A 24669-nucleotide genomic window follows, 5' to 3' on the forward strand; every position below is an offset into this window, starting at 1 on the left:
GAGAATTGGATAAGATCGAGAGCGGCGAGCTCATCAGTTTGACTGCCGACGTCGTGGCCGCTTATGTTCAAAACAATCCACTGCCGATAACGGGCTTGCCCGATTTGATCACCAGCGTGCATGCGGCGCTGTCGAAGCTGAAGCAGCCGGCGGTCGCACCTAAGCCCGAACTCATTCCCGCCGTAAATCCAAAGAAGTCCGTGTTTCCCGACTACATCATTAGTCTGGAAAACGGCCGAAAATTCAAGTCGATGAGACGTCACCTCGGCCTGCTTGGCATGACCCCCGAGGCATACAGAGCCAAATGGGGCTTGGCCAAAGATTATCCGATGGTGGCGCCAAGCTATGCCGCGCAACGGTCAGCCTTGGCGAAAGCGAGCGGCCTTGGCCGCAAGGCGGCCCTTCCGTCAAAAGCGGAGAGAGCGAAGCGCAAGGCAAGGGCATAGCCGGCCGGGGCGCTTGAGCTTCGTCAGTCTCGACGACCCTCAGCTGCCCGCCGCGCGGTGAGCTGATCAATCTGATCAGCCGAACCCTTGGACTGCACGGGCAGCGAGGCGGTGTGACCTGCGTGTGGCCGAGCCACGCCCCGGACCCGATAAGTTGCTCGCACTCGGCCTAGTCTTGAAGGCTATGTCGCCGCCGAGGCGATGTAACTTGCCGCCTGATGTTGAACGGGGTCGAGTCCAGACCTTTCACGCTCGCGGCCGTTCGCAGGTGTTCGGCGAAACAGCCTCCAGCCAAAAGCGAGCTCGCCGGCGCAGCGACCACGATGGATGTCGATCCGCGATCAAGCTGCTTCCCAAGATTGGGCATCGCGCCCTCATTTAAGGTGATTGGCGCTCTCGATCCTACCTTGATCTGGCGAGTGACGGTCCTGCTCACTCCTGGCACAGTGAGACTTGATCACGGTAGGAAACAACCAGTGAAATTCTTGCAACCTCAATCACCCCATCGTCAAGCAGAGCCTCCTGCTTCGACGACCGTCGAGAACCCTGCCTTGCGGGTCGGCACGGGCCGGGCAAGCGCCCATCACGGCGAACTGCTGCAGGGCGTTTTTGAAGACGAACATGGCCGTCTCCACCGAGGCCTTCTCACGTTGCCCTATGCCCGACAACAGGCGGTGGCGACCTTTTGGCCAAGGCAGCAGCCCGGTATCGGCACGCGTCCGGCCGGCCGCTCCAAGTCTGCCCGCGCTGCGCATCTTACGCTTCAGCACCTGGGCATTTCAGGTATAGGTGGCGACCTGACCATTGAAAGCACCATCCCCATCGGTCACGGATACGGTTCGTCAACCGCAGATGTCATCGCCACGATACGCGCTGTTGCTGCCTCGGCAGGCGCGACCTTGCAGCATGCGTCAGTGGCAAGGCTGGCTGTTGCGGCCGAAGGCGCCAGTGACGCAATCGCCTACGGCGAGTGGGCATTGCTGTTTGCACACCGCGAGGGCGCGGTCCTGGAACATTTCGGCAGGGAATTTCCACCGCTTGAGGTGCTCGGTTTCCGACATATGAGGGGACAGCCCGTCGACACTCTGCGGCATCCGCGGGCGCGATATGACAGCGGCGAGATTGAGCTGTTTCGCGTGCTAAGAGGGCTGGCTTGCCGCTCAATCCGGCAGCAGGATCCTCGACTTCTCGGCCGGGTGGCGACGCTGAGCGCCAAGATCAATCAAAGGCGCCTTCGCAAGCCCAGCTTCGACGCTTTGACAGCGCTGGCAAACGAACACGGCGCGTTCGGGATTCAGGTAGCCCATAGCGGGACCTTGATCGGAATTCTGATGGATGCCGATGAAGTCATGAGGGGAAACCGAGTTGCCGCATTGAAGAAGAGCCTGGCAGGCGCAGGCTTCGGAGATTTCACGCGCTTCGCGATCGGAACCGACGGAGCCCGGAACCCATGACCGGGGCAGCAGACTACCTTCGTGCCTTTGAAGCACCCCGTTTTGCCAAACTCGCACCAGGTCTCACCGCTGCCTGCTTCCCGCTCATGAAGCTGATGCCGGCCCGTTTCATGGTCGATCGGGCATTCGCGTCCGGCCGCCTCGAGACAGGTGGGCACATAGTCGAGACAACATCGGGCACATTCGGCCTGGCGATGGCCATGCTCGCCGCCGTTGGTCGCTATGAGCTGACACTCATTACCGCGTCTAGCCTGATTGATCTCAAGCTCTCCCGGCGCCTGGAGCGGCTTGGCGCCAAGGTCTTGAGCGTGGACGATCCAAAGGGAGACGGTAATCAGCCAGGTCGGCTGGAGCGGCTGCAAACGATCGTCGAGAGCAACCCGGATATATATTGGCCGCGGCAGTATGACAGCCCCGAGAACCCCCTTGCCTATGCACGCCTGGCAGAGATGATCGTGAGGAACTTTGGACGTGTTGATTGTCTGGTGGGCTGCGTCGGGACAGGGGGTTCACTTTGCGGCACTGGCGGCTTCCTGCGCGAGCTCTTCCCGCATCTGAGAATTGTTGCTGTCGACACGCATAGGAGCATGCTGTTCGGTCAACCCGTGGGGCGGCGCATGCTGCGAGGTCTTGGCAACAGTGTGCTACCCGCAAACGTCCGCCACGACATGATTGACGAGGTCCATTGGGTGGGCGCCCTGCCTGCCTACGCCATGGCTCACGAACTCTTTCGCGACCACGGCATATTCATGGGACCGACCAGCGGCGCGGCTGCGCTCGTTGCCCGCTGGGTCACGCGGCAAATGCCCGACATGGCCACCGTCGTGATCATGCCTGACGAGGGTCATCGCCATTCCGACACCGTCTACAATGACGAATGGCTTAGCAAGATCGAGGGATGGCCGATGGCCATTCCCTCTGAGCCGGTTGAGATCGATCGAATTGGCCCGGCCCCGGAAACGGATTGGACGCGGTTTCCATGGAGACGGCGAACGCTCAATGAAGTGCTGGCCGCGTTCTGCCAAGGCTGAGGGGTCTGTCTGAATGCGCCTCGTCAAACCAGTCTGCTGGCGATCCCTTTGGAGGGAATGAGCGGCATCAAAGGCACAAAAGTCGATACGCGGCACCATTGTCGAGCGGTTCGAAGCATGCCGACGAGTGGAACCGCCCGTATGTTTGCCGCCTGCGATGTGCTTCACAGGGGATGCATGACGCGCCTCAGAAAATCGCGGGTGCGCTCTTGCGTTGGATTGCGCAACAATTCCTCTGCCGGCCCACGCTCGACAATTCGGCCACTATCCAGGAAAAGCACGCTGTCGGAGACCTCGCGCGCGAACTGGATCTCGTGCGTGACGATGAGCATTGTCATGCGCTCCTCGGCGAGAGCGCGCATGACGTGGAGAACTTCACCCACGGTTTCGGGATCCAGAGCGGAGGTGGGTTCGTCAAACAGGATTGCTTCGGGCCGCATGCCGAGCGCGCGGGCAATCGCCACGCGCTGTTGCTGCCCGCCGGAGAGCATGGCGGGATAGGCATCCATCTTGTCTTCCAAGCCAACACGGGCCAGCAGCGCCATTGCCCGCTCCCGAACATCGTGTCTGTTTTCCCTGAGCACGTAGAGAGGGCCCTCCATGACATTTTCCAGCGCGGTGCGATTGGGAAATAGGTTGAACTTCTGGAACACCATCGAGACGCGGGCGCAAATGCCGTGAATGAGCTTGGAACTGGCATCGACCAGGGTACCTCCGACACGAATCTGGCCACGCTGGTAGGTCTCGAGCCCATTGACACACCGAAGCAGCGTCGACTTACCGGAGCCAGAAGGACCGATCAGGCAGACAACCTCTCCTTTGCGGACCTCGGCATCGATCCCCTTCAGAACCGTGTGACGCCCAAAGGATTTTTCTACGTTTTCGAACGTGATCATCGGCCGACGCTCACAGACTTTTCCAGCCGACCCATCATAAAATTCAAGGGCACGGTGAGGCTAAGGTAGAGCAACGCCACTAAGGTGAAGACGGTCATATTGTCGAACGTCGAATAGGCGAGCATCTTCCCCTGCATGGTAAGGTCAGCGACCGAGATCACCGACACCAGCGAGGAGTCTTTCAGGAGCACGACGATGTTGTTCGCATAGGGAGGCAAGGTGATTCTGAGAGCCTGCGGCAAAACCACACGACGCATCATCATTGGCCGCCTCATTCCGATTGATTTCGCGGCTTCGACCTGGCCGTGATCGACGGCTTCGATCCCTGACCTGAATGTCTCGCCGAGATAGCAGGAATGGGTGAGCGCCAGTCCAATGACGCCTGCTTGAAAGGCCGTCAGTTCGATGCCGATTTCTGGGGCGACGAAATAGATGTAAAACAGCGTAACAAGCAGCGGAATGCCACGCACGAACTCGACCACCGTGCGAGCCGGTAGCGACAGCCAGCGGACATTCGATGTTCGCAGCAGTGCCCAGATGAGACCCAAGCCAGTCGCCAGGCACAATGCCAGCGTGGTGACGAGCATAGTCGTTGTCAGGCCACGGGCAAGAAATGGCAGGTATTCTGCTGAGCGGGTGACGAAATCAATCATGTTCACACTCCTCTTCCGGCCAATGGTTCGTCGGCGCCAGGCAAGAAGCAACCTTCATTGAGACCTGCTGCGGCCCTTTGCATGCTGTCGCCCGTCAGAGGCCGTACTTTGCAAAAATCTTTTTAAGCTGCCCATCTCGCTGCAGCTTGGCTATGGTGGCATCAACCATTTCCAGCAGCCGAGGATTGGTCTTGGCGACAGCAAGCGCTATCTGGCCCATTTTCATAGGCACATACCCTTCGACGAGCCGCACGCCGAGACCCCGATTCTGAGAAAGCTGGTAGGCGACGATCGGTCTGTCTCCAAAACCGGCCTTTAGCCTTCCAAGCTTCACGTCACGAATAATGTCGGCGATGGACTCGTAGAGCTTAACCTCGCCGAAAAGGCCGAGGCCCTGCAGAGCCTCCGCGAAGGTCGAGCCGACAGGCGCGCCGACGGTCTCGCCCTTGAGGTCGTCGAGCTTGTAGTCCTTGGGATCGGCAGCCGCGACGAACATGGCCTCGCCGTAAGCATAAACCGGGCTGCTGAAGTTGATTACGTCCTTACGCTTGTCGGTAATGAACATACTGGCCGAAATCAGATCGATGCGTCTGGTCGTCAGGGATGGAATGAGCGCGGGAAACGCAATGACTTGAAATTCGGTTTCCGTGCCGATTGCCTCGGCAATAGCGGCGGCCAGATCCACCATTGCGCCGGCCGGCTTCTGCGTGGCTGGGTCGACGAACGTAAAGGGCACTCCTGTTGGGGTGATGCCGACCTTGATTGTCTCGGTCGCCATCGTCTGAGTTGCTGTCAGTGCAAACATGATGGCGGCCACGCCGCCGGCTATAATCTTCCAGAGCATCGAAACCTCCCTGATGTGTAAAAGTTGATGCGGCCTGGCCCGTCATCGTGCCTGGTACTTACCGAGTGCCTGCGCCGGCGCCCCCGGTCAAAACGGAGCAAGGTCCGGCGATGACACCGCCCGACGAATGCAATTCATCCTGCGTCTTTGCCGACCGTCCGATCTTGCATATTCTTTCGCAGATGCTGCCAGGCATCATCAACGGACTGGAATGACTGCGGAGCCGACACCGACGCTGTTGAACGGTCGAGATCCTTGAGACCGCTCGCCGTAGTGATGGCCACGACACGGTCCGACGCGCCAATGACGCCGCGCCGCCTCAAGGAGCCGATTGCTGCAAGCGGCGTCACTGAGGCCAATTCGGCGAATATTCCCTCGCAAGCCGCAAGTTGCTCTTGCATCTCGATCAGACCGTCATTGTCGATCGCCACCGCGGTGCCACGCGATTGGCGAAGCGCCTGGAGCGCCTGGAAGGTGCTGCGGGTGGTTCCGATGGAGATCGCAAGCGTATCGAAGGCCGAAGGAGCGTCAATGATGGCATCTCTGTCGCTGTCCAACGTCCTCGTCAGGGAGCCGTGGACTTCGGCTGCCACCAGCCTGGGCAGGCGTTCGATCACTCCTCGCTCAAAAAGGTCTTTGAAGCCTAGCCAGATACCGGCCAACGCATCGCCATAGCACACAGGCAATGCGCACCAGTCCGGTGCTGCGCCCTCCATCTGCTCGCAGATTTCATAGGCCAGCGTCTTGTAGCCTTCGAGCCCAACCGGGTGGCTCCCGACAACCGGTGCATGAAATGGCGAGGTGACGTACCAATCGAACTGATCGACGGCACTGGCAAGAAATGGCCAGCGCAACGATTTGTCGGCCATCGGCACCACGGTCGCGCCATATTTGCGGACCTGCGTCAACATCGCGCCGGCAGTACCGGCGAAGGTAACGACAACGCACTTCAACCCGGCCCGAGCGGCATAGGCGGCGAGCGAGGCGCCGGCATTGCCCGAAGAAGCCGTTGCTACCACGCGCGCGCCCGTCAAGCGCGCCATCGACACAGCGACCGTTGAGAACCGGTCCTTATGGGACCAGGTCGGGTTGGCGCCCTCATCCTTGATCAATAGACGCGGAACACCCAGCCGCTCACCCAGGGTTTCAGCGGGCAGAAGGGGCGTCAAGCCCTCGCCCAACGATATCGCGTCGTTTTCTCGGCAGGGAAGCCTGTCTGCATAGCGCCAGAGCGAGGGCGGTGATGTCCGGGAAAGCCGATCCACGGCGACACCATTTCCAGCCGGTGCATAAATCACCTCAAGATTAGCTGGTGCATCCGCGCGGCAATGCGGACAGCCGCGGGAATCGATCTTGAGGTCCGCCGGAAAGGCTGCGCGACAGCGGATGCAGGTATAACCGGCAACCTTGCTCATTGCGCCACCATCATCAGTTCTCCGGAGGTGGTCATGAGCCGTTCAGCGCCGCGCTCGCGAACGACCAGCATGTCTTCGACCTGGAGCCCCCACCGGCCTATTTCGTAGTAGGGCGTCTCCACGCACAGGACCATGCCCTCTTCGAGCGTCTCAGGACTGCTGGCGGAAAGAATGGGAGCATCATAGCCATCGAGCCCGATGCCGTGACCGACGTGATCACGTTTGTAGTGCGCAATACCCTCGCGGCGAACGACGTTCATCACCTCCTCGAACAGCATTGCGGCTCGCAGCCCGGGGCGTATCACCTCGCAGGCACGTTCGACACCGCGCAACAACGCCCTGTGCAGCCTTGATGCCTCCGCCGGGGGTTCCCCGAGACAGGCGATGCGGGCAATGTCGGCGCGATAATGTTGAAACCGTCCGCCAACGTCGAAGCGTATGATTTCGCCAGGGCGCAATTTACGCGCTGAGGGCTGGACGTTCATGAGCGCGCTGCGTTCGCCAAAACCGATGCAGCCCAACACGGGCAATGCTCCGTCCTCCACGGTCTGCCTGTGGAATGCGCGCGCCAGGTCGAGCTCGCTGGCGCCCTCCGTGGCGGCCGCCAGGGAAGCATGAATGGACCGTTCCGCGATGCGCGCCACAGCTCCCAGCCGTTCGATTTCGTCAGCTGTCTTGACGGCCCGCACGTTGCGGAGCATGGCCGAGGCGGGCGTCAAGCGGGCTTTGGGCAAGCGGGTGCCAAGCGCCTGCAAATCGCCGGGCAGAAACCCGGCTTCGTCGATTCCAATTCGGCCGGAAGCCAAGCCGGCAGCCTGCAGCGACGTCACCAGCGCCGTGATTGCGTCTGCGTGTCGGGGCAAACTGCGCAACGCGAGGTGCCTTTGGTCGACCGCTCCTGCCGCGTCGAAGCCGGCTTCGACATGGAAGTCGCCATAGGGGCGGACGTGTCTCACCCATGGCTGCTGGTCAGCGATGAGGTCCAGAGTGCTGGTGCTGGCAATGATTTCGGGCGCGCCTGCTTCTTGAGCTGGCCAGAACACATAGGTCTGTGGCCCGCGGCGTATCCACTGGGGCAGAGCCCAAAAGCCGCTCATGTAGGTGACGTTTTCTGGAGCGGCCGCCACAATGGCGTCCAGGCCGGCGGCGGTGATGTGCTCAGTCAGACGCTGTTCGTTAAGCAACATTGCCAGCTCCTCCGCCTTGCGCCCCGACGGGCCGAAAGCCAAGGCCCGCGGAAACCCTCGACGCTGCCGCCATGACTTGCTCGCCCACATCCGCGATGCCGATCTGTGGGCCCACGGAGCGCGGATAGGCAACGCTTATTCCCGCCACGACGCTGCCTGAGCCGTCGCGAATTGGTGCGCCGATTGCGACCAGGCCGACAAAGTTTTCATCGAGGGAAGTCGTGTAGCCGATTGCCCGTGATGACCTTATCTGAAGGGCCAGCTTCCGCGGATCGGTGGTGGTGCGCTCTGTCAAGCGCTCCAGCGGCGCTTCGCCCAGGACCGAGACAATCGTCTCGCGATCAAAGTCTATCAGGAATGCCTTGCCCAAAGCCGTTGAATGGAGGGGGAAGGTCTCACCCGGAGAGGACCGTATGACGACGGGGCTCCTGCTCTGCACGGTCAAGAGATACAGGCCCGCGTTTCCTCGTCTGACCCCCAGGAAGGCATTGAAGCATCCCCTTGAGGCCAGAGCCTGCAACTCCGGCTCCGCCAGACCGACAAGTTGATCTTTGCTTAGAACGTGGCGTGCCAAGGCCAAGACAGACGGACCAAGCCGGTAGCGCCGCGAGTCCGCAGATTGCTCCACATAACCTTGTTCGGCCAAAGTATTGAGGATCCTCTGAACGGCCGCAGCACTTTGTTCCAGCCGTCGGGCGAGGTCGCGCACGCCAACAGCTTCGTCGGCCTCTTTGAGGACATTCAGGACCGCCAGGCCTCGCTCCAACGAAAGGTTCCCAGTCACGCGGCGTGTTCCTTATTTCGGAATGATGTTCCGTATTTTGCGAAACCATACAGCTTCGGTTTGCGCTGTCAACGACGAATGTTCATTATAGTGTGTCGTCATAAAGTGTGCGTTGCACCGACCGTGTCGGCATGGACCTACGCACGGTTGTCGGCCTCAACGTTCAACGGATTCGCCGGGGGCAGGGGCTTTCTCAGGAGGAACTGTCGTTCCGCTCGGGGTTCACCCGCGCTTATCTCAGCGGGCTTGAGGCAGGCCGCCGCAATCCAACGCTCTTGTCGCTCGCAAAGATCGCCGAGGCATTGAGTATCACCATCGAGGAGTTGCTGCGCGCGCCGCAAAGCACACCGGCCGCAGGCTCCAAGCGCAGGCGCGGCTCTGGTTGACGGGATCGAGTTTGAAACTTTCGCCGCGCTCCATCATGGCCTGCTGCGGCGGATCAGAACCTCGGCGTCAATATGCAGGGCCAGCGCCAACACCTCCAAAGTGTCCAGCGTGGGCGAACTTTCCTCACGTTCCAACTTGCCGATATAGTTGCGATCGAGCCCGGCCAGATCCGCAAGTTGCTCTTGTGACAGGCCGGAACCCTGACGGAGCAACCTCAGATTGCGCGCGAATATGAACCTCAGCCTCATGGCGTGAGGCAGTCAGAACGCACCCTTTAGTGCCACCTACTATAGTGGTCAAACGTCTTCCTGACGGTTGCCTGCAATATTTGCTTGTATATCCTTGGGCTTGGAGAACTCTTTGAGAGACCGCCAATGGGTAACCTTTCGGCAGCCGCTTCTCGCCGCAGTATTGATCGCATCTTCGAAGCCGCGTCTCACATCGACCGAGCAGTCACTGCTCGTGACATCATGGGGCATCTCCGCAGCGGGATCGAAAGGTACGGATATGTTGCATGCCTGATCACGCAATTGCCGCAGCAGAAGACCGGCTCGCTGGCCGAACACATCCTCCTCAACGGCTGGCCAGCTGAATGGTATCGCCACTACCAGGCTGAGCGCCATTACCGCAACGACCCTTGTGCGGCTCTATGTCGTACCGGGGTTGGACCGTTTGTTTGGAGCGATGTCCGACGTCGTTTGACTGATCCAAGCGCGCGGCAGGTGATGGATGAGGCCGAGGATTTTGGCCTCAGGGATGGGGTATGCATTCCAATTCAGGTACCCTATGGCGAACCCGCGGCCGTGACCGTGGCGGGAACTGAGATCGATTTGGCTCCCGAGGCCCGTTGCAGCGTCCATGCGCTGTCCCGACACGCCTATACCGCCGCCCTGCGGCTGGCCGGGAATGCAGGCCGGGCCCCGGAAAAGAGACTTTCCGACAGAGAGCGGGAAATCCTCCAATGGACTGCGGCTGGCAAAACGGCATGGGAGGTGTCCGTTATTTTGGGCATCTCGGAAAGCACCGTAAACACGCATCTGCGCAATATCCGTCAGAAGCTGAACGCCGCCAACATCGCACACGCCGTCGTGGAGGCATTTCGCCGGCACGAAATCCAACTTTGATCCATCGCCAAAACTGAGTATGGCCTCACCCGATCAGGATGTTCACATGATCGTGAAACGAGGAAACGCCATGTTCAACATCCACGTCGTTGATAGGAATAATCACGCTTCTTACAAGGACGAGCTCGAAGCGCATTTCCGGTTGCGCCATGAAATCTACGTTGGCGAGCGTGCTTGGAAGGAACTGAGACGGTCAGATGGCCGGGAAGTTGATGCGTTCGACACACCCGACGCAATTTACCTGATTGGAATATCGCCTCAGCTCGGCGTGGTTGCTGGATCGCGGTTGGTTCCAAGCGTGCAGCCGCATCTGATGAGTGAGGTGTTTCCGGAACTGGCACGGGGCGGCGTGAAATGCCGAGCCGATACGTATGAGTGGACCCGATTTTTTGTGATCAAGGCGCTGCGCGCGCCGGGCAGGTCATGCCAGGCGGCAGGTATCGTCTACTGCGGAATCCAGGAATACTGCCTGCAACGCGAGATCCGGTACTTGACCATCGTTTGCGAGGACTATTGGCAGCCTCGTTTCGCCTCCATTGGCTGGAACCCCAAGCGACTGGGTCGGCCGCTGCGGCGCGACGGCATATCGATCATTGGTCTGATGGTCGAGATCAGCCCCGATGCCCTTCGAACCACCCAAGAAATCTACGGGGTCTCGGAGACGGTACTTTGGTCCCAAAGCGCGCCCCACCTGGCCGGGCAAGCAGTGGCCTGAACTCAAGAACTGGCGCCGGAGGATCTCGCGGATGATTTTCGTGAGCGGAACCGATCGTGCCATTCAGCGGCACAGAAAGCGACTACGACTTGTGACAAAGTTAACTGCCGCTCGCCAACGGTGCGGTGGATCGCTTTATCGCGTCATAGCGATCGATCTCGCCAGCGCGGGAGCAATCCTTGCCGAGAAAATTGCGTGGCGGCGGCTGATCCGGCAAAGGCCGGCCAATGTTCATCAGGCGCGCGACAAGGCCATGTACCTGATCGGCCTTTCGCTCTCAGGCAGGGCTACGCTCAGCGGCCGCGACATCGCCGAAATCCGCACGAGGTCAAAAGGATTCGAGAATAGCCTGAAGGCCCTGCTTCAGAAACAGCCATGCCCCCCCGATGGCCGTCAAGGTCCCGACGGCAGTGGTTCACAGACAGGTGACTCCTCGCTCGCAGAGATTGGAGACCAGGACCGAGCTCGCTCAGTTGCTCGCCAATCTTGATGCCGCTTGCCATGCTTTGGATTCTGGAGTGGCGGCGCCAGTAGGCAAGAGCCTGCTAATGGGCAGTTATTGTGGGACGCCGCAAAAGGGTGCAATGTTCGACCGTTCCCGGATCAGCACCGGGAGCATGGTCTAGCCCACGAATCCTGTGTCACACGGGGACCGGCCGGGCTATTCAGCTCTTTACTGGCCCGTTCCGCTCCGCCGAATGAATGGCGCATCATCGCCGGTGACGCCGTTGCGAGCTCGCGCGCCATCGGGCGCGTTCCGCACGACAGTGCCGGCTGGTTGGAGTCCAGGTCAAGTGACGGTTGCATGTACCCGTGGCGCTTGGCTGCGCGCCACGCTTGGTACAATCTAAAGCTATGGGCATCCGCACAGCGCCAAGTGCGCTAAGCAACCGCTATGCGAGCACTGCCTTAAGTCGGGCATAGTTACACGCGCTACTATCGTGAACCACCGTGTCCCGCAGAAGGGCAGCTGGGCGCTAGTAGTCGATCCGGACCACCACGAAAGCACGTGCGCACCTCACCACCACGCGCTCAACGGCCGGCCTATGGATCCTCAGCATCCGTGGAATACCGCGAATACCTCAGTAAAGAAGAATGGCGGTCGCCATAGAACTGGCGTAAGCTTAATTGATCCAACGAGGGGGCTTTCTAATGGAGCAGTTTTTTCAATCTCCGTTGCAGATACAAGTCGCGCTAGGAGCTGGATACCTCGGGTACATTACCGCCTATGCTGATATTCGTAGCCACCACCAGCAAACAGACATTGCCTTCCAAACCGCTGCTTTTGGCATCGTCGCCATTAGCCTCGTTGACCTCGCTGCTTGAGAAGTCGAAGCCGTTCAGATCACGATAGGCTGGAAAGCGTGCCGTCTTGAGCTGATAAGCCGTCGATCTGACCTCGCGTTCTGCCGTCTCGGCCTTGAGGAGCTGCGACAGGATGGGAACGGCGGTTTCGAACGCCGGCGATCCCTGTTCGGTGAGTTCGCCGACAGCCTGTGCCATGCCGTGCATCTTCAGGCTCCGCAGCATGATGACAATTGCGCCGCTGGCTGGATTATGACGCATAGCGCACCTCCGCATTCTTTCTCAGGGCATCGTAGCGTTCGACATTGGCCTTGGGTTCGTTGGTGAGGGTCAAGGCCTGGGGCGCGTCGATAGTCGGTGGCGTGGAGGACTTGCCGTCGACCAGGCGATGCAGCAGATTCAGCACATGGGTCTTGGTCGGAACGCCGGACTTCAACGCCATCTCGACGGCCAAGAGCACGGCCTGTTCGTCGTGCTGCAGGACAAGCGCCAGGATGTCGACCATCTCGCGATCACCACTTGGCTTCTTCAGAAGGTGCTGCTGCAGCGTCCTGACGGTCTCGGGAAGCTCGGTGAACGGTGCGCCATTACGAAGGGCACCGGGTTTGCGCTGCACGACCGCCAGATAGTGCCGCCAATCGTAGACCGTCTGTCCCGGCCGATCATGGGAGCGGTCGATGATGCGTCGGTGCTCACAGATGATCAGGCCTTCTGCAGCAACAACGATGCGATCTGGATAGACCCGAAGGCTGACAGGCCGATTGGCGAAGGATGGCGGAACGCTATAGCGGTTACGCTCCAGGTGCACGAGGCAGGTCGGGGAAACTCGCTTGGTATATTCGACAAAGCCGTCGAAGAGGCGCGATGTCGGCATCAGAGCCTGCACTTCCTCAGCCCAGATATCGGCGATGGTGCCGCGCATCTTCCCGTGCGCGGTCTGCTGCCAAAACTCTTTGCATCGAAGCTCCAGCCAATCGTTCAGGGCTTCCAGCGACGGAAAGCGCGGCAGGGGCTGCCACAGCCGATGACGAGCGTCCTGAACGTTCTTCTCAACCTGTCCCTTCTCCCAGCCAGATGCCGGGTTGCAGAACTCAGGTTCGAAGAGATAGTGACTGGCCATCGCCAGGAACCGGACATTGACGTCCCGCTCCTTGCCACGTCCGACCTTGTCGATCGCCGTGCGCATGTTGTCGTAAATGCCGCGCCGGGGAACGCCGCCAAAGACACGGAACGCATGATTGTGGGCATCAAAGAGCATCTCGTGCGTCTGCAGGAGATAGGCCCGGACGATGAAGGCTCTGGAGTAACTGAGCTTCGTATGGGCCACCTGCAGCTTAGTGCGCTCATTGCCGATAATCGCCCAGTCCTCCGACCAGTCAAACTGGAAAGCTTCACCCGGATCGAACGCAAGCGGCACGAATGTCCCACGCCCTGTCGTCTGCGACTCTCTCTGCAAATCCGCCTTCCACTCCCGAGCGAAAGCGGCAACACGACCATAAGACCCCTGATAGCCAAGGCTCATCAGCTCGGCATGCAACTGCTTCAGAGTGCGCTTCTGCTTGCGGTTCTTTTTGGCTTCCGTCCTCAGCCACGCCGACAACCGGTCCGCAAACGGATCAAGCTTGCTCGGCCGATCAGGCACTTTGAACTTCGGTTCCACGCTGCCCTGGCGCAGGTATTTGCGGATGGTATTCCGGGCTAGGCCGGTCCTGCGGCCTATCTCCCGGATCGATAGATGCTCTCGAAAATGCCAGCGTCGGATCACGCTCAGTAATGCCATGTCGATCACTCCGTAGCCCCCGCTGAAAACACGCAGGGCAAGGTTCAAACATGGGTCAATTCTCGATGGAAATATCCTGTGCTACCGGGTCAGTTCTCGGTGGCAATCAACAGACAGAAGTCAATCCTAACGGACACCCTTTCGGGCACGTTTCCGAGTGACCGTTGGACTATACCCCTGCGGACGGGCAGACGAGGTTTGCTGGACTGGCGGGCCGTGCCCTGTTTGCATCAGACATTGCTAATTTAGTACCTTCATGAGATATGTTCTGGAAGGGACAAGTTCCAATGAACCCGTTGGGAAGGTTGACGATACCCGTAGCGTCGGCATTGTTGGCGTTGCCGGCCTATGCCGCCGATGTCGATGCGGCGATCGTGTTCGCGGTGGATATGTCGTCGTCGGTCGATGCAGCGACAGCCGACATGCTGCGCGAAGGGCATGCCTCAGCAATGTATGCACCAGAGGTCATGGCCGCCATCACCCGCAACCGTATTGGGTGCGTGGGCATAACCTATTTTGAATGGGCAAGTCGCGGGCATTTGCACATGGTTTTGCCGTGGACACGGGTCTGTGGGCTCAGCGACGGGAAGGCTGCGGCATCCGCCATCCTCGAACGCGCCCAGAGAGGCTACGGGCACACTGGAGGCGATACGTCCATATCCTTCGCCATTGACGAGGGAAGTCTGCTCCTCGAACACTTTCCGGGAGCGGCGGCAAGAAAGATAATAGACATCGCCGGCAATGGGACAAACAACGACGGCTTGCCGGTTCAGCAGAGCCGACTTCGGGCGATCTCGAAGGGTTTTACCATCAATGCGATCGTCATATCCCCACTTATTCGGAGTGTGAAATACGATCTCACAAGTTACTTCGCTGAGAATGTCATAGGCGGACCCAGCGCATTCGTCATCGCGCCGGCCAACAAGAGTAATTACGCCGTCGCACTCCGCCGCAAACTGGTCGACGAGATTGGCCTGTCCATCGACAAGCAGGATGTCGCCGGTCTTGCCGTCGCTGAGTAGCCGGAACAGCTCTGGCTGTGCAGTGGGGCCCCGCCCTCGTTCTCCAGGCGGCGGCCATGGTCAGGCCACGTCTCCTTGCAGAAGGCCTCAAGGTCGCCACGGGCGCGCCCTGTGTCCTGTTCTTGGTCGAGGCCCTAACCGACAAAGAAGGTCGCAGGTACATTTTGTTGTGTGCTAATTGGCGGGCCGCGAACTGGGGGGGGGGGCGGCATGCGCATATTGTTCTTCGCGGCAGTGATCTTGGTGTTTATGGCGGCCGGCTTTTGGCTCACCGCCGAGCTTGTAATTCAATCAGCCTGACGCCTGTGACGGAACATTCCGGTTTTAACATTTCTTATACCGGCCATGACTGACCGCCTACCGCCCGTCCCGGCTCGTATGCTTTTCGCGATTCTCCTTGATCTCGCTGTCAACAACATCTTGAACGAGGCTACGCCCGACTGAGTGAGGCTACAGGTTAGATCCAGGCCTCGCCCCGCTGCCGAAACGGTGGCAGGTTTTTTCGCTTTCAGCCCGGAACGACCAGCGCCGTGAGAGGTTAGGGGTCTAGCCGATGCCCTCCCTCCGCCCCCCACCCCGTCGGCGTCGGCTCAAATTACCCGTCTCGGCTTTCGCCGGGGCGGGTTTTTTGGGTTTCCAGGGCATCTACCTCCAATTGCCGCCGAATCGCTCTTTCGGGTGACTTTCTTAAAAGAGCGAACCGTTCAAATCTGGAGCCTCTCAAGCGGGAGGAACGCATGACCTGGTGCATCCTTAGAGATTTCTAGCAAACATTCCGACCCCGCAGGGGAACCATTTGTCTGACAATACGTTGCGGGGGATGTCGGGGACAGCATAATGGCCAAGCGCGACAAAGCCGGTCACAAGACCGTCGCCGACCATCTTCGTGATTTGATACGCAACGAGGACAATTGCCGACAAGTACAGAGGGTCTTTGGGTTGGAGGCTGAACCTGCGCTGCCACCAACGCTAACCTCACTGCTGGACGCCATTGAAGAGGCTCATAAGGGAACCCTAGATTAACCCTCATGGCGCAGCAGAGATTTGACCTCAGGAAGGAACCAGACGGGACCTGGACGGTATTCGATGTGTTCACCGGGCAGCCGGCGGATGTGTATGGCACGCCCGCCGAGGGTCTCGAAATGGAGTATGCCGACGACCTAATAGACCTCCTGAATGCTGCCGACCTGAAACGTAGGGCGGCCCGAGGTGACCTTTAATGGCGCTTCATTGGTTCAACCATCCGGCCTACGTTAGGTTCGAGAAGGTCGGCATCACGGCAGGTATAAGTAACGGCGAGGGCGCCGCTCAGGAAGTCATGAACTGGCCTAAGAGGGGACCCAAATGGAAGAAGGCGGTGCAGTTCTGCGTCGATTGCTTCGCGGACCGAGCGTCACCCAGGATGTCCGGAAGGCATTCGAGGAGGCTGCTAAAGAAGAGGGAATGTTACGGGGTCACTGACGCCGAATCGTTCTGGCTCCGAGCAAGCGGAGCCACCGTCGCCTGCTGAAGATCGACCCTTCGATCGGCCCGCGCTCACCGGCAAAGTGGCGCGGGCTTCTAGCTCCGCCGAAATCGAGGAAGATACTGTCAGCGTTTACAATACGATTCTCGATGCGATCGTCTACCATGACGCTGGCTTGGCGAACTGACCTAGCCTGCACTAAATCGGCTTGATGACATCCGATCGCCTCATCGTTCGTCTCGCCGATCAACGCGGCTGGCAGGTCGTGGATGGCAGTACGATCCTCGGGACATTTGAGTCGAAGGAAGGCGCATTTCGGTATGTCATGGATCGAGGCGCCCGCGTTCGTCTCCAGTGGGGCCGGACGGTCATTGGCGGCCCGCCGTCGCCATTTGACTTCTGCGGCGACTTTCAGGGCCGCAGCGTCGGGCGCATCAAGAAAGAGCTTCACGGCCCATCCGCCGGCCGCTGGTTCTGGTCTTGCTTCGTTGGCGTGGCCAGAGGATCGACTGACACCAGGGTTGAAGCTGTCTTCCAGGTCGAGCGCGCCTATACGCGCATCGTAGTCAAGGCGGACTATCCGAAGTGAAACAAGCTCCGCGCACTTCAGTGCCGATTAAAATCATTCTTCCAGTGTTGCGGCGTCAACTACATAGCTAGCAGTTGAAGGCGGGTTTTCGTCCGGTACTCGCGCCAAAGTTAGCCCGCCGATTTGCAACATTGCACCGGGCTTTGACTCCGCCTCGCTGGCACCAAAGGCCCCAACTACCAAGCCCAGCTCAAATCCAAGGGACCAACGGCCCTGCTTAATGCCCTGCTGTCGAAGCAAGAGCTTTGCGACCTCGGTCCAGTGTGAAGGATATCTGAGTTGTTTCTGCCATGTTATTGACCTTTGCGAGTTCAATCAGGCGATTTGGTTCGTTCTGCCAGTCGCTGAGCTCGATGTACTTAGGATAGGGTTGCCGTAATCGATCGATAGCCATTCCGGTGAGCGATGATGAGGCCAACCTAGGGGATTCAAGGTAGGCCCCACGCCCACTATCCGAACAGCAGGGACTGGTGCGTTGACGACATAGCTGTTCAGATGAAAATAAACATCGTGGTGCTGACGCGCTCGCTTAATTGGTCGCCAATGCAGTCGCCAGCAGATATACGGCATAGTTTAGGCTCACGCCTTCCTCGTTCGCTCTTGAAGCGAGGCGAGCGTGCAAATCAGTTGGCATGCGCAGCAGGGTTTTGCCGCTGAATTTCGCCTTCACAGCTGGTTTTGAGGATTGCGGAACGTCATTACCGGCAGCCCGCGCGGCGAGCGGAGGATGCCCTCTAGTGGGTACAGACGCGATCCAGCGCGATGGCTCGAGGTTTGCCGACGTGCCCTCGGTCGTGGCATGATAGGCCCAAGACCACCTCGTTACGTCTCAGGAGCCGCAGTATGGACAAGAAGGAAGCTGCACAGGAGATAATGCAGATCGTAAGAGGTGAGCTGGCGAGCGCCAGGAGCGCGGCAGAGGGGCACCAATCTTGGCGAAAAATCGATGAGGCGATGATCAAACTAAGGAGAATCGCTTCCATTTTGGACTACGACAGAAAGCCGCCAAAACCTGCCAATCATATTTGATGTACTTGCGACGGCCGAGCTCGGTGGAACTTTTTAGTTTGGATCGGTCGGCGCGGAGGAGCAAGGTGCGCCATTTCGCGGTCACTAATAGCTTCTCCGCGGCCCTGTCCGTCCCGGTACTGCCCCATGAGCGACTAAATCTCGGCTGTGGTTCCCGGCTCAACGACAGCAGGAGCTGCGCTACGCGACGGCGAGCGCATTGAGCCGCTCTTCCGCAGCGCTCATTCAAGGCCTACGCCCGATTGGTGGCGTGTAGTCGACGTGCCAATGCGGCCCGTGGGTTGCATCCGGCTCCGGGCCGACATGCGCGCCCCAACTTTCCAGCGCGCGCTGCACTTCGGTTTGCTGGCGATGATTTCCAAGTGGAATGGAAATATCGCGGGCGCGGTCATCCAGATGGTTGCTAACCGTAGCCCCGCGTGCGCGGGCTCGGTGTATTATCTGTTCGAACGCCTCGATGGCTTGCGATCGGGTAGCGCGAGAATGTTGAGCGGCCCATTCGTCCATCTCCCGAATATGCTGGGCCTGACGATATACACTCAGGAACTGCGTACGGTTCGAAAGCCGCCGCTCCGCCATCAATTCAGCTTGGCGGCGGACGGTCCGCATTCCGCCAGTAACGTGTATGTTCATGTGGGGAAATTGCCGCTGCAGTTCTCGAACAAGCGCGTCAAGGGTCGTGGGCGGCGAGACACGTTCCCATGTTTCGAGACTCGGCTGTTGAGCGCCGTGTCGAATATGGCCCCCGCCAAAATCGGGACGAACCTCAACCAGCACACGGGTTGACCCGACCTTGAGAAGAGTTCCCGAAATTCTAAGCATTGATGAAACGGCAGCACGGTTTGATGGCTGCTTATGCTAGCCTTCTGCGTCAGGAAAAACAAATGTCGCATTGCTGTGCTCGATCGCCGAGCGTAGCACCTATCGGGCACGGGTCGCCGCACGAGACATAAGCCGCTCTGGTGCCCACGAGCGACTAGCTAGAAGGCAATCTTTATTCCGAGCTTGGCGCCGATGGTGGAACTGTCGGACGACGCCTTGCCACGGACTTCGCCGTTGACGGTGGTCAACTCCGATATCTTCAGATTGAACCCTGCCGTTAGCGCCATGGAAAAATCCGCATCGTCGAAGTCGATCTTTCGGGTACCGATTTCGGTCGTATTCTTGTAGTCGAAACGCTGCTGCAATTCGCCTCGTGCATAGGGGCTGAACACCATGCCGTTGCTAAGCGTGTAATCGCCATAGATGCCGGGCTCTAACTTGATCGCGCCAAAGGAGAGTTGGCTCTTGCCGAACTCGTTGCCGCCGCTGTCAGTATAGGGATCGCCGCGGAACGAAACGCCAAGCAGTCCGCCACGCAGGTCAAATCGGGTGCGCTCGCCCAGGGTGAAGATGTGGCCGATCGATCCCGTGACGGCGTAACCCCTGGTGTCATAGCTGCCAGTGGTGCCGAGCACGCCGTTGGTCACATCGCTTCCGCCGAAGAAGCCGGAGGCGGAGACTAGCGCGTAGTTGTAGTCCTTGCGAAACAGCGCGTAACCGCCGAACATGCCGGCCTTGTTTGTGCCTTCGCCGATGGCATCAAACCCGTTGAACGCACCGAGGCTGACGTCGGTCGAGGCATAGCCGGCGAAAACGCCGATGTTCAGGCCATACTCCTTGTCGAACTGGAAGTGTTTGGCGGCATTGAAATCCAGGCTGATGGCGGCCGAAAAATCATTGGCATCGAAGCTCGGGCCGGCGCCATTCAAACCACCGCCGCTGATGTTGTAGCCGTCATGCTCGGTATGAGCGAACTGGCCGGAGGCAAAGACGCCGAAGCTAGACGAAACCGGCACCATTCCAGAGCCGCTTGCGGGCGAGAGAGGAAGGTCGGCATCGAGTGCGTCGCGGTTTATGCCATAGACAGCGTCGATTGCCACCTCGACCGCGCCGGCATTGGTGGCGCTGGTGGGCGCCGCGGCAATGCCGAAATTGGCTGGTGTGGCACGCAGGAACAAGCCGCCTGGGCCAGTTACGAGTTGATAGGTAAAAAGCGAACCCGGCGTGCCGGGAATGCCCAGGACATTGAAGGTCCCGGTAACCGGCCCGCTGGCAAAGACGATGATCGGGATATCGGTCGCCTGGGCGAATTGCGGCGTGCCCAGAAGATTGACGAGGATGGTGTTGGTGCCGGTTGCCGAAAACGTGCCGGTGACGATTTTGTCCGCCTGGACCGTCTGCTGATCGATATCGAGCCCTAGCTGGGCATTGTTGAGCGCAAGACCGCCAAGGGTGAATATGTCATCGGCAACGCCATCGAGCATGGTGATGGTCGACCCAACCACGTTGGCCCTACCGCTCAGACCGGCATTGCCATTGATGATGAGCGTGGAGCCATCCACCAAATTCAGCAAGTTAATAAAATTCATGCCCGTGCCGAATTTGATTGTCGACGGGTCGACGGTGACGCTGTCAAATCCTTCAAACAACTGGGTCTTCGTGCCGCCCGCAGAGAGGTCAGTATCGATGATGGTGGCAACGGCGTTGGTTCCGCTGAAGACGACTCCGTCGCGCAGGCTGATTGGCGCTGGCGAAAGCGGATCGTTGATGACGAGACTGGATAGACCGGTGATATTGCCACCGATTGCGCCGCCAGTCAGAGTGACCGTTTCGGCGTCGACATCACCGGCGATTGAACCGCCTGACATCGCGACCTGGTCGATACCGCTGCCCCCTGTGACATCGCCGCCGATCGAGCCGCCCGAGACGGTGATCTGGTCGGCGCCATCATTACCCGCGACGAAGGAGTCGATTGTGCCGCCGTCGACGGTCAGGGTGTCGTTGCCGTTGCCGCCGCTCACGGCGCTGCCAAGATGACCGCCGGTCATCCTGAATGTGTCATCGCCGTCTTCAAGTCCGACTGCATCAGGCCCGATCGCGGCATTACCCTGGATGTTTGCGGTGCCCGAAATGATCACTGTGTCGTTCTGGCTGCCTGCGAAGATCGAGCCATCGATCGTACCGCCGCTCGCATTGAAACTGTTGCCACCACCAAGACCAAACACCGAGCCCGTGATCGTGCCGCCCGTTACGCTGACCAAGTCCGGGCTGCCTCCCGAAAGCAGGATATTGCCGCTGATGATACCGCCCATCTGGTTGATAGTGTTGGGGGCGCTCGCGGTCAGATCGATCGCGCTGCCGGCAGTGCCGGTGATCGAGCCTGTGTTGGAGATCGTGACCGCGGCCGCCGTGTTTGCGAGAATACCCGTTGCGCCTGCGATTGAACCGGCGTTATTCACGCTCGCTGCGCGGCCGGTGCCCGACACAAGCTCGATGCCGACCGTGGTTCCGCTTACTGTCGCGCCGCTTCCCACCGTCACCGTGGTCGTCGAACTGGTGACGGCGGATTCGTTGCGCGCGTAGATGCCCGCGCCGCGATTGCCTGTCACCATGCCAGTGGCGGTGATCGACAATGAGCCTGTGCCCCCATTGAGAGCGCGGATGGCATCTATGCCACCGCTCACATTCGCAGCGCTGATCGTGAGATCTGCACCGGAACTGTTGTCGGCAAGAATGCCGATATTTGTCGTGCCTGTCACTGAACCGGTGGCATTGATCGACAAGGCGCCGCTTCCTCTGTTGATTGCGGCAATGCCGTATCCCCCGCTGCCGTAAGAGGTAAAGGGATACCCTACAGCACCCGCACCGCTCACCACGCCAGTGGTGGTGACCGAGAGCGCGCCGCTTCCATTGTTGAGGGCGACGATGCCGGAGGATGCACCGCTCACGTCTACGGCGTTGATCGTCAGATTGGTTCCATCGTTGTTGGCGTAGATGCCGTCTGCCCCAAGTCTGCACTCGCAAGATTCATAGCCCATTCCCTCGCCGCTGACAGCGCCAGTGGCAGTGATCGAAAGCGCACCGCTTCCATTGTTAAGGGCGACGATGCCTGAGGATCCTCCGCTCAGATCCGCGACCTTTATCGTAAGATTGGTTCCATAGTTGCGAGCGAAAATGCCACTATACGTCGCTCCCTTTACTGCACCGGTGGCCGCGATATACAGCTCCCCGCTCCCGAGATTGTATGCGCTAATGCCGGCGTACCCACCTGTCACCTCCGCCGCTTTGATTGTCAGATCGGTACCGGCCGAGCTGTTGATTGCGAGGAGGCCGGCGCCTGCCGTGCCCATCACTGTGCCCGTTGTCGTGATCGACAACGCGCCACCCCCATTGTTGCGGGCTTCGATACCGTTAAGTTGGCCAACAATAGTGGATGAATAGTTGTCGGTGAACGTCAGGCCACCTGTGCCGGTCAGCGTGAAGGCGTTGCCGCCGCTCCCCTCGCTGGCTAGTCTGGTGTCGATGCTGAATCCAGGGACTGTGGTCACGGTCAGGGGCTGTGGTTCGTCGGGGAGCGCCTGTTCCGCCGTGAGCGTGCCACCGCAGGTGTAGGTACCGCCGAGAAGCGTGCAGTCGGCAGAGGCACGGCGGACATATCCACGGTAGCCGCCCAAGAACGCGCTCGTCGCGAGCGCACTACCGAGCACAAATCGGTGGCGCAGACTGAGCGCCGGCCCGTCCGTATTTCGCAGTTTCGCACCCTGCCTCATGATTGTCACCCACTCATATACCTTGGTCGTTGTCTGCCGGGGGCGGCACGACAGCCACCGCGAGAGAATCGTTCGATGGCAATTGCGGCAGCGCCCCACCCGGCGCATGGCTGACGACGGTTGCCGCGTTGGCCGAGCCCGGGCTCACTGCCATCGGGCAGGCGAAGCCGGGGATCACGGCAAGGTCGTAGAGCTCGGCCACCTGGCCGTCGATGCGGAACCAGTCGACGCAGTTACCCTTCTCAAGGTCGATGACCTGGATGCCGCACCATGGCTCCGAATCGGCTGCCGCAAGGCGGGCGTCGAGCGCCAACCCCTCGAAGCGCCGGTAGCGCGGCTTGGAAAGTCCTACGAATGCGTACTTCCCGCAAAATGCCAGCCCGCGCAGGAAGCCCGGGCAGAACGCGACTGGGTCGAAGCGGCCCGTACCGCCATTCTTCGGCAGCTCCACGCATCCGAGCTCGCCGGTGCCGGAGTTGAGCAGCCACAGTGTACCGCGGTGAAGGCGCGGCGAATGCGGCATGGAGAGCCCCTCGCACACGATCGTGCCGGTCCTGACGTCGATCACGACGCCACCGTCGGAGCGCCGGTCGCGCCAGCCGTCGATTGTGTCGGAACGGCTGACAGCCGTGACGTAGGCGGGTTCGCCCTCCTGCATCGCCAAGCCATTCAGGTGGCATCGGTCCTCGTCTACCAGCATCGAGACGAAAGGCGGCCGCCACACTTCCGCGAAGCTGTAGCGGTCTGACAGGACAGCAAGGCAGTTGAAGCGTGTATTGACGAATATGGGTTGGCCGGCCGCCCCTATGCCGACGTCATGCGCGTCGAGTTCCCCGGTCACGTGCACGGTGCGCGGCACGTAGCAGGCGTCAAAGATCTCATTGGCCCGCTGGTGCGCTTCCAGCGCGTTGACGAAGCGCACGAGATGGAAGCCTGCCGCTAGCATGAGCGTCCCGTCGGAGGCATGGGCCAGCCCCATCGGCCGTAGAATCGGCGTCTGGTGAACGTTGAGCCCGCCGGTCATCGGGTTGCGGCCGATGAGATAGAACAGGCCGGACTGGTATGAGGTGACCGCGAGCGCAATATCCAGCGCCTTCAGCCGCGCCACCAGCCCAGCCGACATCGAATAGGTGAGATCGGGCGAGACTTCGGCCGGTTCGCTCTCTTCCGGGAAGGGCCCGCCCGCAGCTTCCCCGCTTGCGCGCGCAGCCATGGTGCCGATCTCCACAAATCAACTAATTAGGAATCTATGATCTCAGCTAACTAGGAATTTAGGAATGCATCATCTCCGGCTAATGTATGATCTCAGCTTCACCCAAAAGGCAAACCTTAAATGGACTGACAGAGATCATGATGCGAGGAACTCTGCCCCCCTGTTGCTCTTCGGCAACGGCAATAATTCTTGAGCAGCGACGTGACAGCGGGGCCTAAGTTCGAAGTTCAGCAGAACGTCTGACAATCATTGACAGACGTTGACGGTAAAATGGACACGATCGCGAACTCGGTCACAGCATTTAATATAATTTTACTTCTGTTTAGTTCTCGGTATCGAGCGGTCATTGCCTGTTTAGACGTCTGCGCCGACTGTTTCCGCATCCGAAAAGCTGCCCGCCTCACGCTAATTGTCCGAGAAGATGCTGACGCGTGGGTGATTTCGCCCCTTAGCGAAGCGGGAAACCATGCGGGCTGAGCGGCAGGACATTCGCAAACCATTGACCCCGCCAACGGCGTCGTGTTCGCGCAGATGGTGCCTTTGTGCGCTTGGCTACTCCTTGATCAGGCGCCGGCAAGATCAGATTGGTACGCTCTTGCGGCGGACGCATTGTGGTTTAACGCGCGTCCATTCAGCTGAGCAGCAGGGCTCGACGGACCGGCGCCATCGTTGCCGCAGCTAAAACACACCACCAATGCCTATGCCGCCACTGATGTCTGGTGGGGGGGGCGCGGGGCG

The 24669-nt window shown here is 59.7% G+C and carries 23 protein-coding genes and 1 pseudogene; 11 read left to right on the top strand and 13 right to left on the bottom strand.

Annotated elements, in window-relative coordinates; translation table 11 throughout:
• Nucleotides 1-5 precede the first annotated feature (5 nt).
• From LB551_RS18955 to LB551_RS18965, 3 genes are all read left to right on the top strand, one after another.
• Nucleotides 6-446, top strand: coding sequence for a MucR family transcriptional regulator (locus LB551_RS18955; protein ID WP_224660101.1), 441 nt, complete (start codon nucleotides 6-8; stop codon nucleotides 444-446).
• A 476-nt stretch (nucleotides 447-922) separates the two neighbouring features.
• The gene (locus LB551_RS18960) at nucleotides 923-1900 is read left to right on the top strand and encodes a kinase (RefSeq protein ID WP_224660102.1); all 978 of its coding nucleotides are present in this window, start codon (nucleotides 923-925) and stop codon (nucleotides 1898-1900) included.
• A complete protein-coding gene (locus tag LB551_RS18965) occupies nucleotides 1897-2931 on the top strand; it encodes a PLP-dependent cysteine synthase family protein (protein ID WP_224660103.1) in 1035 nt (344 codons plus the stop codon). Before LB551_RS18960 ends, LB551_RS18965 begins: the two co-directional genes overlap by 4 nt.
• A 164-nt stretch (nucleotides 2932-3095) precedes the next feature.
• Here the strand turns inward: LB551_RS18965 and LB551_RS18970 are convergent, their stop codons facing one another.
• The 6 genes from LB551_RS18970 to LB551_RS18995 form a co-directional block, all read right to left on the bottom strand.
• Nucleotides 3096-3827, bottom strand: a complete 732-nt coding sequence (locus LB551_RS18970; RefSeq protein ID WP_140551799.1) for an amino acid ABC transporter ATP-binding protein — start codon at nucleotides 3825-3827, stop codon at nucleotides 3096-3098.
• A complete protein-coding gene (locus LB551_RS18975) occupies nucleotides 3824-4480 on the bottom strand; it encodes an amino acid ABC transporter permease (RefSeq protein WP_224660104.1) in 657 nt (218 codons plus the stop codon). The genes LB551_RS18970 and LB551_RS18975 overlap by 4 nt, the downstream gene beginning before the upstream one ends.
• 94 nt (nucleotides 4481-4574) lie before the next feature.
• Nucleotides 4575-5324, bottom strand: a complete 750-nt coding sequence (locus LB551_RS18980) for an ABC transporter substrate-binding protein (protein WP_224660105.1) — start codon at nucleotides 5322-5324, stop codon at nucleotides 4575-4577.
• A 134-nt stretch (nucleotides 5325-5458) separates the two neighbouring features.
• Nucleotides 5459-6739: a threonine synthase gene (locus LB551_RS18985; RefSeq protein ID WP_224660106.1), complete on the bottom strand. Its 1281-nt coding sequence runs from the start codon at nucleotides 6737-6739 to the stop codon at nucleotides 5459-5461.
• Nucleotides 6736-7926, bottom strand: a complete 1191-nt coding sequence (locus tag LB551_RS18990) for a M24 family metallopeptidase (RefSeq protein ID WP_224660107.1) — start codon at nucleotides 7924-7926, stop codon at nucleotides 6736-6738. Before LB551_RS18990 ends, LB551_RS18985 begins: the two co-directional genes overlap by 4 nt.
• On the bottom strand, nucleotides 7916-8710 hold the full coding sequence (locus LB551_RS18995; protein WP_224660108.1) for an IclR family transcriptional regulator: 795 nt from the start codon (nucleotides 8708-8710) through the stop codon (nucleotides 7916-7918). The genes LB551_RS18990 and LB551_RS18995 overlap by 11 nt, the downstream gene beginning before the upstream one ends.
• A gap of 131 nt (nucleotides 8711-8841) precedes the next feature.
• Between LB551_RS18995 and LB551_RS19000 the strand changes: the two genes are divergently transcribed.
• The gene (locus tag LB551_RS19000; protein ID WP_140551794.1) at nucleotides 8842-9096 is read left to right on the top strand and encodes a helix-turn-helix domain-containing protein; all 255 of its coding nucleotides are present in this window, start codon (nucleotides 8842-8844) and stop codon (nucleotides 9094-9096) included.
• A gap of 33 nt (nucleotides 9097-9129) precedes the next feature.
• Here the strand turns inward: LB551_RS19000 and LB551_RS19005 are convergent, their stop codons facing one another.
• A complete protein-coding gene (locus tag LB551_RS19005) occupies nucleotides 9130-9345 on the bottom strand; it encodes a helix-turn-helix domain-containing protein (protein WP_140551793.1) in 216 nt (71 codons plus the stop codon).
• A gap of 126 nt (nucleotides 9346-9471) precedes the next feature.
• Between LB551_RS19005 and LB551_RS19010 the strand changes: the two genes are divergently transcribed.
• Genes LB551_RS19010 through LB551_RS19020 form a run of 3 tightly spaced genes read left to right on the top strand, consistent with a single transcriptional unit; the run spans nucleotide 9472 to nucleotide 11426 of the window.
• The gene (locus LB551_RS19010) at nucleotides 9472-10221 is read left to right on the top strand and encodes an autoinducer binding domain-containing protein (protein ID WP_224660109.1); all 750 of its coding nucleotides are present in this window, start codon (nucleotides 9472-9474) and stop codon (nucleotides 10219-10221) included.
• 46 nt (nucleotides 10222-10267) lie between these two features.
• Nucleotides 10268-10936 (top strand): acyl-homoserine-lactone synthase, encoded by a 669-nt coding sequence (locus LB551_RS19015; RefSeq protein ID WP_224660110.1) that lies wholly within the window; start codon nucleotides 10268-10270, stop codon nucleotides 10934-10936.
• Nucleotides 10937-10967: 31 nt separating this feature from the next.
• The gene (locus tag LB551_RS19020) at nucleotides 10968-11426 is read left to right on the top strand and encodes a hypothetical protein (RefSeq protein WP_224660111.1); all 459 of its coding nucleotides are present in this window, start codon (nucleotides 10968-10970) and stop codon (nucleotides 11424-11426) included.
• An 812-nt stretch (nucleotides 11427-12238) separates the two neighbouring features.
• On the opposite strand, the pseudogene LB551_RS19025 reads toward LB551_RS19020, so the two are convergent.
• Both LB551_RS19025 and istA read right to left on the bottom strand, forming a co-directional pair.
• Nucleotides 12239-12502: pseudogene (locus LB551_RS19025) on the bottom strand (ATP-binding protein); the annotation flags it as partial.
• Nucleotides 12492-14021 carry an IS21 family transposase gene (gene istA, locus LB551_RS19030; protein WP_224660112.1) on the bottom strand — a complete coding sequence of 510 codons (1530 nt, stop codon included), beginning with the start codon at nucleotides 14019-14021 and terminating at the stop codon, nucleotides 12492-12494. The gene istA and the pseudogene LB551_RS19025, both read right to left, overlap by 11 nt.
• Nucleotides 14022-14308: 287 nt before the next feature.
• Here istA and LB551_RS19035 point away from each other — a divergent pair, with 287 nt between their 5' ends.
• Nucleotides 14309-15043: a DUF1194 domain-containing protein gene (locus LB551_RS19035; RefSeq protein ID WP_224660113.1), complete on the top strand. Its 735-nt coding sequence runs from the start codon at nucleotides 14309-14311 to the stop codon at nucleotides 15041-15043.
• Between the two features lie 837 nt (nucleotides 15044-15880).
• On the top strand, nucleotides 15881-16066 hold the full coding sequence (locus LB551_RS19040; protein WP_140551788.1) for a hypothetical protein: 186 nt from the start codon (nucleotides 15881-15883) through the stop codon (nucleotides 16064-16066).
• Between the two features lie 431 nt (nucleotides 16067-16497).
• Here LB551_RS19040 and LB551_RS19045 read toward each other — a convergent pair whose 3' ends face one another.
• Nucleotides 16498-16959: a hypothetical protein gene (locus tag LB551_RS19045; RefSeq protein ID WP_224660114.1), complete on the bottom strand. Its 462-nt coding sequence runs from the start codon at nucleotides 16957-16959 to the stop codon at nucleotides 16498-16500.
• A gap of 667 nt (nucleotides 16960-17626) precedes the next feature.
• Entirely contained in the window at nucleotides 17627-17767 is a 141-nt protein-coding gene (locus LB551_RS30130) for a toxin-antitoxin system HicB family antitoxin (RefSeq protein ID WP_224660115.1), read from the bottom strand.
• A gap of 173 nt (nucleotides 17768-17940) precedes the next feature.
• On the opposite strand from LB551_RS30130, the gene LB551_RS19055 reads away from it, so the two are divergent.
• Both LB551_RS19055 and LB551_RS19060 read left to right on the top strand, forming a co-directional pair.
• Nucleotides 17941-18126 (top strand): hypothetical protein, encoded by a 186-nt coding sequence (locus LB551_RS19055; protein ID WP_224629725.1) that lies wholly within the window; start codon nucleotides 17941-17943, stop codon nucleotides 18124-18126.
• A 303-nt stretch (nucleotides 18127-18429) separates the two neighbouring features.
• Nucleotides 18430-18912 (top strand): hypothetical protein, encoded by a 483-nt coding sequence (locus tag LB551_RS19060; protein ID WP_224629726.1) that lies wholly within the window; start codon nucleotides 18430-18432, stop codon nucleotides 18910-18912.
• Between the two features lie 194 nt (nucleotides 18913-19106).
• Here LB551_RS19060 and LB551_RS19065 read toward each other — a convergent pair whose 3' ends face one another.
• A complete protein-coding gene (locus tag LB551_RS19065; protein ID WP_224660116.1) occupies nucleotides 19107-22718 on the bottom strand; it encodes an autotransporter outer membrane beta-barrel domain-containing protein in 3612 nt (1203 codons plus the stop codon).
• 13 nt (nucleotides 22719-22731) lie between these two features.
• Nucleotides 22732-23931, bottom strand: coding sequence for a TIGR03032 family protein (locus LB551_RS19070; RefSeq protein ID WP_224660117.1), 1200 nt, complete (start codon nucleotides 23929-23931; stop codon nucleotides 22732-22734).
• Nucleotides 23932-24669 lie beyond the last annotated feature (738 nt).

Origin of the sequence: Mesorhizobium sp. BR1-1-2, assembly GCF_020165435.1 — a bacterium.
Taxonomy (GTDB): Bacteria; Pseudomonadota; Alphaproteobacteria; order Rhizobiales; family Rhizobiaceae; genus Mesorhizobium.